This window comes from Sphingobacterium sp. UBA2480, assembly GCF_002341965.1.
Classification (GTDB): domain Bacteria; phylum Bacteroidota; class Bacteroidia; order Sphingobacteriales; family Sphingobacteriaceae; genus Sphingobacterium; species Sphingobacterium multivorum.
In genome coordinates, this window is sequence record NZ_DDPA01000007.1 from 1,125,623 (window position 1) to 1,139,227 (window position 13,605).

The 13,605-nt window shown below is 41.1% G+C and carries 9 protein-coding genes; 5 read left to right on the forward strand and 4 right to left on the reverse strand.

The window, feature by feature from the left end:
* Window positions 1-158: 158 nt before the first annotated feature.
* Genes B3600_RS17960 through B3600_RS17970 form a run of 3 tightly spaced genes read left to right on the forward strand, consistent with a single transcriptional unit; the run spans window position 159 to window position 3,944 of the window.
* Window positions 159-1,658, forward strand: a complete 1,500-nt coding sequence (locus B3600_RS17960) for a DUF1501 domain-containing protein (protein ID WP_286753847.1) — start codon at window positions 159-161, stop codon at window positions 1,656-1,658.
* Window positions 1,659-1,662: 4 nt separating this feature from the next.
* Window positions 1,663-2,535, forward strand: coding sequence for a sugar phosphate isomerase/epimerase family protein (locus B3600_RS17965; RefSeq protein WP_286753848.1), 873 nt, complete (start codon window positions 1,663-1,665; stop codon window positions 2,533-2,535).
* Complete coding sequence (locus tag B3600_RS17970) at window positions 2,532-3,944, forward strand: c-type cytochrome domain-containing protein (RefSeq protein WP_286753849.1); 1,413 nt, start codon at window positions 2,532-2,534, stop codon at window positions 3,942-3,944. The genes B3600_RS17965 and B3600_RS17970 overlap by 4 nt, the downstream gene beginning before the upstream one ends.
* A gap of 277 nt (window positions 3,945-4,221) precedes the next feature.
* Here the strand turns inward: B3600_RS17970 and B3600_RS17975 are convergent, their stop codons facing one another.
* From B3600_RS17975 to B3600_RS17985, 3 genes are read right to left on the reverse strand one after another with little or no spacing between them, the layout of a single operon-like run.
* Window positions 4,222-5,520, reverse strand: a complete 1,299-nt coding sequence (locus tag B3600_RS17975; RefSeq protein WP_286753850.1) for a hypothetical protein — start codon at window positions 5,518-5,520, stop codon at window positions 4,222-4,224.
* 30 nt (window positions 5,521-5,550) lie between these two features.
* The gene (locus tag B3600_RS17980) at window positions 5,551-7,305 is read right to left on the reverse strand and encodes a class I mannose-6-phosphate isomerase (RefSeq protein ID WP_286753851.1); all 1,755 of its coding nucleotides are present in this window, start codon (window positions 7,303-7,305) and stop codon (window positions 5,551-5,553) included.
* A gap of 50 nt (window positions 7,306-7,355) precedes the next feature.
* Window positions 7,356-8,693 carry a sugar porter family MFS transporter gene (locus B3600_RS17985; RefSeq protein ID WP_286753852.1) on the reverse strand — a complete coding sequence of 446 codons (1,338 nt, stop codon included), beginning with the start codon at window positions 8,691-8,693 and terminating at the stop codon, window positions 7,356-7,358.
* Window positions 8,694-8,786: 93 nt separating this feature from the next.
* Between B3600_RS17985 and B3600_RS17990 the strand changes: the two genes are divergently transcribed.
* Window positions 8,787-9,521, forward strand: coding sequence for a GntR family transcriptional regulator (locus tag B3600_RS17990; RefSeq protein WP_046674612.1), 735 nt, complete (start codon window positions 8,787-8,789; stop codon window positions 9,519-9,521).
* Window positions 9,522-9,585: 64 nt separating this feature from the next.
* Here B3600_RS17990 and B3600_RS17995 read toward each other — a convergent pair whose 3' ends face one another.
* On the reverse strand, window positions 9,586-10,920 hold the full coding sequence (locus B3600_RS17995; RefSeq protein WP_286753853.1) for a hypothetical protein: 1,335 nt from the start codon (window positions 10,918-10,920) through the stop codon (window positions 9,586-9,588).
* Between the two features lie 353 nt (window positions 10,921-11,273).
* Here B3600_RS17995 and B3600_RS18000 point away from each other — a divergent pair, with 353 nt between their 5' ends.
* Window positions 11,274-13,604: a GH92 family glycosyl hydrolase gene (locus B3600_RS18000; protein WP_286753854.1), complete on the forward strand. Its 2,331-nt coding sequence runs from the start codon at window positions 11,274-11,276 to the stop codon at window positions 13,602-13,604.
* The last annotated feature ends 1 nt before the right edge of the window (window position 13,605 follow it).

The window sequence follows — 13,605 nt, forward strand, 5'->3', positions numbered from 1 at the left end:
TATGGATAGAGACTTCTGAATAAGGACTATCGTATGAAAACGAAGTCTTTTATTGAGAAGGTTAGACCTATAAAATAGTAAGAATATAAACCGAAATGAGCTAAAGCTGCGCACTAAAATTTTAGAGACACAGCCCGTTCATACGTAATGATAGTCAGATGAAAGACCTAAATAAGCTAATAAAAGAAGCGCAACAATTTGAATTGCAGGCTGTCACCAGAAGACATTTTCTAAAAGATTGTGTGGCCGGTATCGGCGGTATTGCTTTGGGGAGTTTGTTAACGAGTTGTAATGGATGGGGACAGTCAAAATCAGCAGAAAAGTTGGATCTGAATGCACTCAATCCACTTGTGCCCAAGCCACCTCATTTCCCAGGTAAGGCTAAAAGTGTCATTTACCTGCATATGGCTGGCGCTCCATCACAATTGGAGTTATTTGATTACAAGCCTGCCTTGCAGAAATTACATAATCAACCTTGTCCGGAGTCCTTGCTTGCAGGAAAGAAATTTGCTTTTATTCGTGGGATTCCAAAAATGCTGGGACCACAGGCTACTTTTAAACAGTATGGAGCAAGTGGGGCTTGGGTATCAGATCATTTGCCTCATTTTAGTAAAGTCGTTGATGAAGTGAGTTTTCTGAAGGCTGTGCATACCGATCAGTTCAATCACGGCCCGGCCCAATTGTTTATGCATACAGGAAGTGCCCGTCTCGGTCGCCCTAGCATTGGTTCATGGGTAACTTATGGTCTGGGATCTGAAAATAGCAATTTACCCGGTTTTGTTGTGTTAACATCGGGAGGTAAAACGCCTGATGCTGGTAAAAGTGTCTGGGGAAGTGGATTTTTACCATCGGTATACCAAGGCGTTCAATGTCGTTCAAAGGGTGATCCCGTATTGTACATTGCCGATCCTGAAGGAATGGGAAGGGGTATGAAGCGTGATTTGATTGATGCCATAAATAGCGTCAACAAAACAGAGTATGATACCTTTAAAGACCCCGAAACCTTGTCGCGGATCGCACAATATGAGATGGCTTATAAAATGCAGGTAGCCGTACCTGAAGTGATGGACATCAATAATGAACCGGCTTATATTCACGAATTGTACGGAACAGAGCCTGGTAAGGAATCGTTCGCCAATAATTGCCTATTGGCTCGGAAACTCGTAGAACAAGGGGTGAGATTCGTTCAGTTATTTGATTGGGGCTGGGACAGTCACGGTACAAATCCAGCAGATTCGATTGATCTCGGTTTTAGAAATAAATGCCGAGAGATTGATCGACCAATGACCGCATTGATTATGGATCTAAAACAACGTGGTTTGCTGGAAGAAACACTTGTGGTGTGGGGCGGGGAATTTGGGCGCACACCGATGCAAGAAAATAGGGACAACAGCGACATGCCATTCCTGGGACGTGATCATCATACCGATGCCTATACCATCTGGATGGCAGGTGGAGGAGTTCGTAATGGTATAAGTTACGGTCAAACCGATGATATCGGGTTCGCCGGGGTAGAAGGGCGTAGTTCTGTACACGATGTCCATGCGACCATGCTTCATCTTTTGGGTTTTGATCATGAGAAATTTACATACGATTTTCAGGGAAGGCCATTCCGATTGACAGATGTGGAGGGTGAACTAATTCAAGCTATAATTTAAAAAAATGAAACAAATTCTAGTATTAATTTTATTTATGAGCAGTTTTCTATCCATGACTGCCCAGCAGTTGCACATTAAATATTATTGCACCAATTGGGGAAATAATGATTCCTGGGATACGTTCTGTCTCCGTGTGAAAAATGCAGGTTACGATGGTGTTGAATCCTGGTTACCTGGTAGTCCCAAAGAGCGCAAAGAGATGATGGATGCATTACATAAACATGGATTGAGTTTAGGGTTACTTTCAGGGGGATCTGGTGGAACTTATGAGGAATATAAAGAAAGTTTTAAGCGTAATTTGGATGAAGCAGCACAGCTGAAACCCGATTATATTAATTGCCATACAGGTAAAGATTATTACTCGTTTGAACAGAACAAAACATTGATTGAGCTTGCTGATGCAGCTAAAAATAAGTACCGTATCCCCGTTTATCATGAGACACACCGCGGAAGATTTAGTTTTGCAGCCCATGTAACAAAAGAATATTTAGAGAAGATTCCGACGTTACAACTTGCATTGGATATTTCACATTGGTGTAATGTACACGAATCAATGCTTTCTGATCAGACCGAGGCCGTAACAAAGGCACTTTCTAGAACTGAGCACATTCATGCACGCATTGGGCATCCCGAAGGACCACAAGTCAACGACCCCGCCGCTCCTGAATGGAAGAGTATTGTTGCACAACATTTGGCCTGGTGGGATAAAGTTGTTGCTAAACACAAGGATAACGGGATGAAGTTATTAACCATAACAACCGAGTTTGGCCCAGCGGGTTATTTACCCACATTGCCATTTACACAACAACCGGTGGCCGATCAGTGGTCAATCAATGTCTATATGTTGCATTTACTCAAAGACAGATATAAAGAATGATGGTTTTCTTTGATGAATTATTGGGCTTTTCGGGACGATTTCATCCTCTTTTGGTCCACCTACCGATCGGCATATTGTTGTTGGCTTTTGTTATGGCAATTAGGACGCAGTTTAAAAGCGGAGCTATGTATTTGCCTGCTATTAAGCTCTCCTTATTCCTAGGGACTATAGCTGCCATAATGGCTGCTTTATCGGGTTATCTGCTTTCACGAAATGGAGGTTATGAGGAGGATGTACTGAGCTATCACAAATGGTTAGGAATTGTCGTGGCGTTGAGCAGCTTATTATTGTGGTTTCTCTATCGTAAAGAATCTTCTGCTGCATTTCGCTTTTGGCTTTTTTTTCTCGTAGTAATCATGATTGGGGTCACTGGACACTATGGTGGAACATTGACGCATGGAAAGGGCTACTTTGTCGAAGCTATGCCAGTGGCACTAAAAAAGCTGTTTAAAACGGAAGAAGACAAAGAGGAGGTTCTTATCGTTCAAAATGCACAGGAAGCAGATGCCTATAATGGAATTATTCAACCTATTCTTAAACAGCGTTGTCAAAGCTGCCATGGGAAAAAAAAGCAGGAAGGGGGGCTGGCATTGGATACAAAAGAGAATTTGTTAAAAGGAGGAGAGAATGGCACAGTACTGCATGCAAGCGATTCGAAAAAGAGTGAATTATATGCCAGGTTGGTATTACCTGAGGGACATAAGAAGCGAATGCCACCTAAAGGTCGTACGCCGATAACTCCTGATCAGATCAGACTGATTGCCTGGTGGATAGATCAAGGAGCCAATTTTGATAAAAAAGTGCGTGAAATACCACAAACGGAGGAAATCGCTCATTTGTTGAAAAAATTAGAAACAGGGGAAAAAGACACTCCATCGGTATTATATGCAGATTTACCTGCAGCGCCAGCTTTGCCAAAAGATAAAATCGATGCTTGGCAGGCTAAGGGTATTAAGATCATCCAAGTTGCAAAAGATAATAACTTTGTGTTGGTTAATGCCATTAATTATCCTCAATTTAATGATAAGGACCTACAGGAATTATTAAGTATTAAGGATAATATTGTACAGCTGAAATTAGGAAATACAGCTGTTACAGATCTTGCTTTCTCAATATTTTCGGCAATGCCGAGTCTTTCCCGCCTACATCTAGAAAATACAGAAATTTCCGATGCCGGATTGAGCCAGTTGAAAGGTCTGTCAAAATTAACGTATTTAAATCTGACGGGAACAAAAGTTACCTCAAAAGGTCTGTCAAAACTGAACGACCTTCCGAGTTTAAAAAACGTTTATCTCTATAAAACCGCAAATCAGGAAGTCGCTACGATAAAGCAGTTGAACGCTAAGATTAAGGCAGATACCGGTAATTATAGTTTGCCTTTTATTGAAACCGATACAATCAGGTTTTGAGCTGTTGTTGGAATTGCTGGCTATACGCTGGAAATCCGCAATCCGAATGAAATATTATTGTATAATTTAACGATTGGGTAAGACGGGAAAGTTATTAAGGAACATAAACAGGATTTTTTAGCAGATGTGAAGCGAATGTATAAGGGGAATGAGACAAAATGCGCTAGAGTAGGATAGGAGGAATAGGAATAGGAATAGGAATGCGGAGGTGACGATTTCAAATAAAAGAGCAGCAAGGAATTTCCTGCTGCTCTTTTTACATCACGATAAGCTGTTTTTATTTCGTGCCAGCACCTTCTAATAACTCGATGGCATCGTAAAGGACACCTGCTTCACCTCTAAAAGTTCCAGAGCCCTCTGGTTTGTTATCTTTTGTGTACCATTCATAAAATCCTTTGTTTTTGATAACACGGGCAAGCATCGGCTGTATTTGCGCATAAGCTTCCTGTTGAAAGCCATTTTTAACAAGCTGCTGAATCATACGACCACCAAACCAGGTCCAGTCCCCACCATTTTGATAACCGTAAGGATACATGCCTTTGTTCTTAAACGAGCCTGCCGGATAAGTCGGGTACACAGTAAGTCCAATTGTTGCTGCACCAGCGTCATTTACATTTTTAATCATTTTATCCAATGAAACTTTTATTTGCTCTTTGCTGAGCAAATTAGCCTCAATAGCGATTGCTGTTCCACCATGATAATAGATTTGATTTTCATCAAAATCAGCCGCAAATGGAGAGCCTTTGATATAAATATGGGGAATAAACTTTTGGTTCTTTTCATCCCAAAGGTGTTTCATGGTATTACTTGCTATAGACGCTCTGATTTTTCCCCACTTTTCTTTTTTCTCAGGGAAAAGATCCATGTAATTGTCAAGCGCGATCAAAAACATTGCATTGTCGTAGATGTCCAAAGCAATATGCGAATTTTCATCCAGGTGGACACCCCAATCGTGTTCAGGTTGAACGTCACCCCAATCGACTGTAGTTGCGCCCCAAAGTAAACCATAAGTAGCATTATAACGTTTGTCCAATAAAAATTGTAAAGCATGCTCCATGCGATCCTTTACAGCCGCATTTCCAATTTTTTCATCGAGAAAAGCCTTATCTTTCGTTGCAACGATATATTTATGTACCGCTTGGATCAAAGAAGACTCCTGGTCCGTTTCAACTGTATTTTTGTGTGCTGCATAATCAGGAGCTAAGGGACTTGTGATGGTATAATAGTCCGATACGCCATTTTTTAAGCTGGATTTTTTGACAAAACCATCGGCAATATTACCATCAGGACCTTGTAGCTTAAAAAACAAAGCTAATTGATCTTTGATCTGTTCATGGGGATGGACTTTTGTTGCTAAGGTGATAAATGTATTGTAATCTCTAATCCACACCTCACTGTATCCATCCCCCGCATTGAATCCACTTTTAATGACGTTCGTAGCCATATCTTTGACAAGATTGAAGCTGCTGTCTTTTTGGATGCTGTCCTGTAAATTGCTTGTCGAAACCTTACCGCCAGCATTTTGGCAGGACAGTAATAGGAGAGACGAAGATAACGCAAAAAATATAGTTCTCATTGTGCTGTTAGTTTATAGTAAATGGTTTGATTAACATTTGGATTCTTTGACAAAAGATTGGATAACCTTTGCCTTATCGTTTCCTAAATTACGCAATGTATAGGATCCGGCAGCAGCAGGAACAGCAAAAGTCTCAGCATAATGAAAGACTTTCTTCATGCCATTTGCTGTCGTCAGCTCAATTGCCTCCCCCTCCACAAGCATCATGATGTGACACTGTCCTTGTGTTTCAATTGCAACATCCTGATCGAATTCGTATCTAAAAACATCGTAGAAATGATCTTCATGCGTTGGCAAATGTATTCTTGTTGCTTGCGCATCAAGGGCTACTTCAGTGGGCTGAGCAAGCAGCGTGTTTTTTACGACATCACCTTTTCGGCTAAAATTGAGGTTGGCGAATGCTCTATCAATATTTAATGGGCGTGGTTTCCCATCTAAATCCGGACGCACCCAGTCGTACATTTTAAAGGTATAATTGTAAGGTGTTGCACTGATTTCGAGTACGAGATTATTCACGCCGGAAGAATGTACAGTACCATGTGGTATCAAATACAATTGGTGTTTCTTGGATTCGAATTTTTGAACGTATTGCTCGATATCCATGGCTGTTCCGGTATGGAAGCTCTCTTCTAAAGCTGAGCGAAATTTGTCTGCATCAATGGATTGCTGAAAGCCCAGATACACTTGTGCGTCCTCTTTTCTATCAACGATATAGTATGATTCGTCCTGTGTGAAGTTTTCTCCAAATTCTGTTTTTGCATAGGCTGGACTAGGGTGACATTGAATGGATAGGTTGCCGCCATCAAAGGTATCCAGAAAATTGAAGCGTATCGGGAATTCAACATCGAAACGTTGCTGGGCATGACCAAGCACATTGGCACTTTCTTGAAACATCAATTGATCAAATGAAATTTCGAGTGTATGTCCATCTGCTTCGAGCAAAATGCCATTCTCAGGGACAATCATTTCGAAGGACCACGCATAGTTTTTGACATGCTGATCTATGCCTGAAAGGTGCTCTTTCATCCACTGTCCACCCCATACGCCGGGTTCAAAAGTTGGTCGTACGCGGAAGTAATTTTGGGACATGGCCAGCAAAGTAGCATGTAGATCCTTCCCTGTGATCCATGGTAGGTTTTGGGACGATTGTTGATCGGCAAGAATTTCGACACGGGAAAGGATAGACCTTTTATGTCTATTCAATATTTCCCAATCGACAAAATAGTAACGCTTGTAGGTTTCCTTTTGATTGGTCTGTGTTGAACAACCTAAGTTTAAAGCTTCTCCCGCACGCATACGTTGAATTAGCACGTTTTTGGGCAGATCAATAAACATCAGCTGACTAGACGTATCGACTAATGATGCTCCAGGGCCATAAAAGATGGTATACTCAGCTTGTATTGATTCGGCGTTTGCTCGTATGGTTTGAAGGTCCGCAAGCTTTTGGGTGTCAAAGTATTCAATGAGTTGAATCCCGGCCTTTTTTCCAAATAATGGATCGTCGCCACCGAGGTATGGTGCGACAAGCTCCTGGATCGCTGATTCAGTTTTTAAAGCTGAATCCATGGCAATAAATCGTGGAGTTACGCCCTGTTTTTCAAATTCTTGCTTTAGCTTGGGGATGATTGTAGCCCAGTCAACACCTACAAAACCATCAATGCTATGTATATTATGTGTAATGAGATGTGCAACAAGATCCGTGTAGGAATTTGATAGTGTTCCTTGAACCGGAAACGTCGGTGTGATTTCGTACTGAAAAGGTTTTGTTTGAGTATTAGAATACATATAATGTAATTTATTGCAAATGAATGATGTTGGATTAAGTCGCTTTTTGCTTACTTGTTTGTTGATTTTTTATTGTGCTTTTCAATCCAGAATTTTTCGATCTCTTCCAAAGGTTTACCCTTTGTTTCCGGAAGGAATGCAAGTACAACAAGGAATGCGATGGCACAGAAAAATGCAAACAACCAGAACGTATAGCGGGCCCCCCAGGAAGCGAGTAGAATGGGTGTTAGTTGTCCCACGATAGCATCGGAAATCCACATCACCATAATACTGATACCCATGGCACGAGCCCGGATGGCATTTGGGAAGATTTCGGCCGCCACAACAAATTTTAGCGGGCCAATGGAAAAAGCAAAGAAAAATAAGAACGAAAGTATAGCGATAATCAATGCGATATTATTGACTTGACCTTGATTAAAAAGATATCCAGTAACCAGCAAACTCAGGGTAGCACCTACCGTTCCCAAAAGATATAAGGGACGTCTACCCCAATTGTCAACCTTCCAGATGGCAAAGAAAGTAAATAACACATTGGCGGCTCCAAAGAATAGTTGAGCATGATAGGAATTATTTAATGAAATACCAGATTCAAGCAATATGCTCGGACCATAGTAGACAATTGCGTTTATGCCACTGAGCTGTGAAAATAAAGGAAGGAATAAGCCCAATAGGAAGGCCTTGCGATAAATAGGCGAGAAGAGATCACGTAGATTTCCCTTCGAGGAAACGTTGCCGACCTCTTGTATATCCGATAGTCCTAATGCGCCACTGATCGCTGCTACTTCCGTGTTCCGCCCATTTTTAGATAGCCAACGTGGACTTTCAGGAATAAAGTAAACTCCGATGCATAACAATAAAGCCGGTACTGCACCAACTAAAAACATAGTTCGCCAGAGTTCATTTTGCTGTGCGGAGCTATATTCGAGAATCAAATAATTGCTGATATACGCAAAAAGGATACCGAATGTAATAGCGAGTTGGTAACAGGTGACTGATCTTCCTCTAAATTTACTTGGCGATATTTCCGCGAGATATAAGGGCACAACGATTGAGGCTATTCCAACACCCAAGCCCCCAATGCTTCTACTTGCAATTAATATGCTATAAGAAGGACTGAATCCACAGCCAATTGCTGAACATAAAAAGAGCAGGGCCGCAGTAACAAAGGCTGGTTTTCTGCCGTATTTATCTGTTAATGGTCCTGTGAAAAATACACCAACAATACAGCCTAGCAGGGCTGAACTGACAAAAACGCCCTCTTGAGCAGGAGATAGTCCGAAAAATTGCTTTACTAACGGCAATGCACCTGCAATTACAGCCATATCGAAACCGAAAAGGAGTCCTCCAAGTGAAACGATACATAAAATGATGATAAATCTCTTTGACATCTGCGGTTTATATTAATATGTATATACATACAAACATATATCTATTTTTTTAATTATGCAAAAAATCTTATTTTAGCACAAGCAATCCAACTGATGAATTTAAAAATAGATCATAAAAGCCCTGTTCCGCTGCATATACAAGCAGAGAATCTGTTACGCGAATTAATTAAGCAGCCTGAATATATAGAGGGTAAGTTATTGCCCAACGAAATTGAATTAGCAAAAAGATTGGCAATTTCCCGTTCTACTTTGCGTTTGGCGATCAATAAACTAGTCTACGAGGAGTTGCTCATTAGAAAGAAGGGAATAGGCACGAAGGTGGCTAGTTCCAAATTTAGTTCCAAATCCAAGAATTGGCTGAGTTTCTCACAAGAGATGAAAAACCGAGGAATTGAGGTAAAGAATTTTGAGCTTCACGTCAGCTGGGTTGTTCCGGACAAAGCAGTCTCGAAGTTTTTTAATGTAGATGAGGACCAAAAGCTATTAAAACTAGAACGTCTGAGAGGAAAGAAAGATGACCCATTTGTTTATTTTATCTCTTACTTCCATCCGCGTATAGGTTTAAACGGCGATGAAGATTTTAAGAGACCTTTATATGAGATCTTAGAAGCAGATTATCATGTCGTTGCAGATCTTTCTCAGGAAGAGCTGGATGCAATGGCCGCAAATAAATTTATAGCTGATAAATTGGAGATTAATATCGGTGATCCTATTCTGTCCCGCAAGCGCTTTGTATTTGACCAATCTGGGAAGCCGATTGAATATAATTTAGGGTTCTACCGCGCGGAAAGTTTTACCTATACTGTCGAAAGCAGAAGAGATTATTAGGGAATTCACTCATCCTTTTTGAATGGATTAATTGGATGAGTGAATAGCTAATTTATTTATTCTTTTAATGATTCTTTTCCAGGGTAGTTTCAGCCCAGCTTTCTAGGAGAGCTATTGCTTTACTCAGCACGCCTGCTGAACCTTTGAATTTTCCTGATCCACTGGGTACGTTATTTTGACCATACCATTCGTAAAATCCTTTGTTTTTCACAACCCGATCGATCATCGGTTGGAGTTCGGTATAGGCTTCCTGATAAAAGCCATTTAAAACGAGTTGCTGGATCATCCGCCCGCCAAACCAGGTCCAATCACCACCATTTTGGTATTGGTAAGGTTGAGCCATTCCGCCAATGAAAAATCCGACGGGATAGGTTGGGTACAAGGTCAATCCAATACTCGGCATGCCAGATAACCGGACGTTCTCCAGCATTTGCGTATTGACTGTTTTTATTTCTGAAGGTGTTAGTAGCCCCGCTTCTATAGCGATGGCGGTGCCACCATGATAATGGATCGTATTTTCATCAAATCCTTTAGGAATAGGTGATGTCTTAGGATATATGTGTGGGATAAATTTTTGTTTTTTCTTATCCCATAAATAACGTCTACTGTTCGTTTCGAGACTCTTTTTTAATCCTTTCCATTCCGCCACCTTTGGAGAGTTGGGCTGGATATCAATCAATGCCTGCAATGCAATAATAAACATCGCGTTGTCATAAATATCGATTGCCTCATTGGAAAGTTGGTCATTCCAATCACAACCAAAGCTGTCGTTGGGCTGTACATCTCCCCAATCTGCTGTCATCGCACCCCACAGTAGCTGATACTTTTGGTTGAACCGTTCCTTTTTCAGATAATCCAACATAAGTTGGATACGGTCTTTTACAGAAATTCCACCGACAGACTCCTCCAAGATACTGTAATCCTTTGTTTTTATTATGTATTTACCCAACAATTGGATGAGTGACGTTTCCTGGTCGGTTTCTACCGTGTTTTTAAAACCCACATGATCAGGAGCGTTTTTTGAATAGTAGGGTTTATCATCATGCCAGGTAAAGTCTTTCTTTAGTACATAGCCGTCTACCATTTCGCCATTGGGCTGTTGCATCTTAAAAAATACTAAAATAGCCCCTCTAATGTCCGCTTGGGACCGCTCTTCCAATGCGGTTTCGATGAATGTATTGAGATCTCTGGCCCAAATTTGTGAGTAGCCACTTCCCGCATTGAAACCTTCTTTGATGACCTCTCGGGCAAGGCTGTCCACATATTTTAGGTTTTGATCCGCTAGAATGCTTTTTGCTAACTTAAGTTGCGCGATAAGGTCGGGTTTTGTTTGTTGTGCTGATAGTTGGGTTCCGAGTAACAGAAGTATTAGACTAAAAAATGTGGTGTTTTTTTTCATTGTGGTTGTATTGTAATTAATTAGGATTGACAAGTGTACCTGTCAATCATTGGTATTTATTTCAACGTTAATTTGTATTTATTTCAGGCTTGTGATCGAAGATCAGCCGTTCGATGTGTATTTTTTTGAATTTATTTACTGGTTATATTTTAATATGTATGTACAATCAAAGTTATGGAAAAATGTCAGTATTTAAGCTTTAATAGTGTTTTATTTGATTAGTATTTAAAATTTTACAAATTTAAGCGTTGCGATGCAATCTGTTAAGTCGTTAAATTAAGTAATAAAATCTAACTCATGTTTATACATACTCTATTTTTTTGTAAGTTTGCTGTAGAACCTAATTGAGAACAATGGTAAAGCGTATCATTTATTATTTTTGTAGTTTATTTGTGAGTACGGCAGCTGTTTCCGCACAGCAGAAAACAGATTTGACCGTTTTTGTAAAACCTAATATTGGATCCGTCCATAGTCGGTATTTCTTTTATACACCAGCAGCCGTACCTTTTGGAATGGCTAAGCTCGCTCCGAGCACAAATGGAAGCTATGGGAACAAGTCGGGCTGGGAGGCCGTGGGTTATGACGATAGGCATACCTCAATAGAAGGCTTTGCTAATTTTCACGAATTTCAGGTAGGCGGAGTGGTATTTGCACCATCCGTCGGAAAATTGAAGACAATGCCCGGTCAGCTTGATCGTCCAAAAAGCGGTTATCGTTCCGATTTTGACAAGAAGGATGAATTTGCCACTTCTGGCTATTACCGTGTCATGCTAAAAGATTATAATATACTTGCTGAGCTTACGGCAACTAAGCGTGTCGGTTTTCACCGCTATACTTTTCCAAAAACGGAAGAAGCCAACCTTATTTTCGATATTGGCCATGTGATGGGGGAAAGTGGACCGGTCGTTGATGCCGAAGTAAATTATGACAAACAGCACGTCTGGGGATATGTGGTTACCAATCCTGTATATGTACAAAAATATCAGCAGGGGGCTACGGTCAAAATGTTTTTCTTTGCGGAGATCAACAAACAACCGAAGTCTTTTGGGACATTTAGAGATTCTATAACTTTTGACCAACATACGCGCATAAAAGGAAAAGGAGCTGGAGTATATCTGAAGTTTGGCACTGAAGCAGGCGAATCAATAGACATCAAGACGGGTTTATCTTATACTTCTGTAGAAAACGCACAACTGAATTTGCTTAAAGAGGCGAAGGATATGTCGTTTGATGCTGCAAAGAATAATGCCTTGCAAACCTGGAATAGTGAACTGGGAAGAATTTTGGTGGAAGGGGGCAAAGCGGACGACCGCATTAAATTTTATACGGGATTGTATCATGCTTTACTTGGCCGTGGGCTTGCAAGCGATGTAAATGGTGCATATCCCAAAAATGACGGCTCGGTAGGGCAGATTGCCCTAAATAAGCAAGGGCAACCGATTCATCATCATTATAATACCGATGCTATCTGGGGCGCATTTTGGAATTTGACACAGTTGTGGTCTATTGCGTATCCAGACTATTACAACGACTGGATTCAGAGTCAATTGTTGGTCTATCGCGATGCAGGTTGGTTAGGAGACGGTATTGCCAACAGTAAATACGTTTCGGGTGTAGGAACTAATTTTACGGGTTTGGCAATCGCAGCGGCCTACAATGTCGGTATTCGTGACTATGATATGAATCTTGCTTATGATGCGGTACGCAAAAATGAATTGGAAGCGAAGGACCGTCTGCCTGGAGCAGGAAAGTTAGATGTGGGAGTTTTCGTCCGCAAAGGCTACTCACCGTATATAAAAGATGATCATGGCAGTCCCGAATTAATGACCAATGGATCTCCTTTTGGCGCTTCGCATACCTTGGAATATGCTTTTTCCGCTGGAGCGGCTGCGCAATTTGCAAAATCATTGGGGCGTCAAAAAGACTATGTTAAATTTCAGGAATTATCCAATGGATGGCGCAATCTGTATGATGCCGAGACGAAGTTTATGCGGCCAAAGGATAGTACTGGACGATTCATTTCAAACTTTAACCCTTATGAACCATGGCGTGGATTTCAGGAAGGAAATGCATGGCAGTATACGTTCTATGTTCCGCATGTCCCACAAGAATTGGTTAAACTCGTTGGAAAGGATCTGTTCAATCAGCGGTTGGATAGTATCTTTACGGTGTCGCAGAAGAATGTGTTTGGAGGTGGTACACAAATTGACGCCTTCGCAGGGATTGAAAGTCTTTATAATCACGGTAATCAACCGAACCTGCATATCTCTTGGCTGTTCTATTTTTCTGGTAGACCTGATCTGAGTCAAAAATGGGTACGGGCAATTTGCAATGAGTTTTATGGTAACGATGCGATACATGGCTATGGCTACGGACAAGACGAAGACCAAGGACAGCTTGGAGCATGGTATGTCTTGTCGAGTATCGGCCTATTCGATGTCCGAAGTCTCACCACCGAGAAGCCCGCACTTCAGATAGGCGCGCCACTTTTCGATCGGGTAACGATACAATTGCCGAAGAAATTGAGAAAAAATAAATTTATCATTCAGGTGAAGAAAGAGCAACCCAATAGTTCTATTGTTGATCAAGTTCGGTTGAATAATCGCCTGTGGAAAGGTTGGCAACTTCCTTTTGAACGTTTGGTGGAAGGTGGGATTTTAGATCTCAAGTTGAAAGGTGACTAAA

Excerpts from the sequence above, each read along its gene's own strand:
- B3600_RS17960 (WP_286753847.1), top strand. The coding sequence starts at position 159 with ATGAAAGACCTAAATAAGCTAATAAAAGAAGCGCAACAATTTGAATTG.
- B3600_RS17965 (WP_286753848.1), top strand. The coding sequence starts at position 1,663 with ATGAAACAAATTCTAGTATTAATTTTATTTATGAGCAGTTTTCTATCC.
- B3600_RS17970 (WP_286753849.1), top strand. The coding sequence starts at position 2,532 with ATGATGGTTTTCTTTGATGAATTATTGGGCTTTTCGGGACGATTTCAT.
- B3600_RS17975 (WP_286753850.1), bottom strand. The coding sequence starts at position 5,520 with ATGAGAACTATATTTTTTGCGTTATCTTCGTCTCTCCTATTACTGTCC.
- B3600_RS17980 (WP_286753851.1), bottom strand. The coding sequence starts at position 7,305 with ATGTATTCTAATACTCAAACAAAACCTTTTCAGTACGAAATCACACCG.
- B3600_RS17985 (WP_286753852.1), bottom strand. The coding sequence starts at position 8,693 with ATGTCAAAGAGATTTATCATCATTTTATGTATCGTTTCACTTGGAGGA.
- B3600_RS17990 (WP_046674612.1), top strand. The coding sequence starts at position 8,787 with ATGAATTTAAAAATAGATCATAAAAGCCCTGTTCCGCTGCATATACAA.
- B3600_RS17995 (WP_286753853.1), bottom strand. The coding sequence starts at position 10,920 with ATGAAAAAAAACACCACATTTTTTAGTCTAATACTTCTGTTACTCGGA.
- B3600_RS18000 (WP_286753854.1), top strand. The coding sequence starts at position 11,274 with ATGGTAAAGCGTATCATTTATTATTTTTGTAGTTTATTTGTGAGTACG.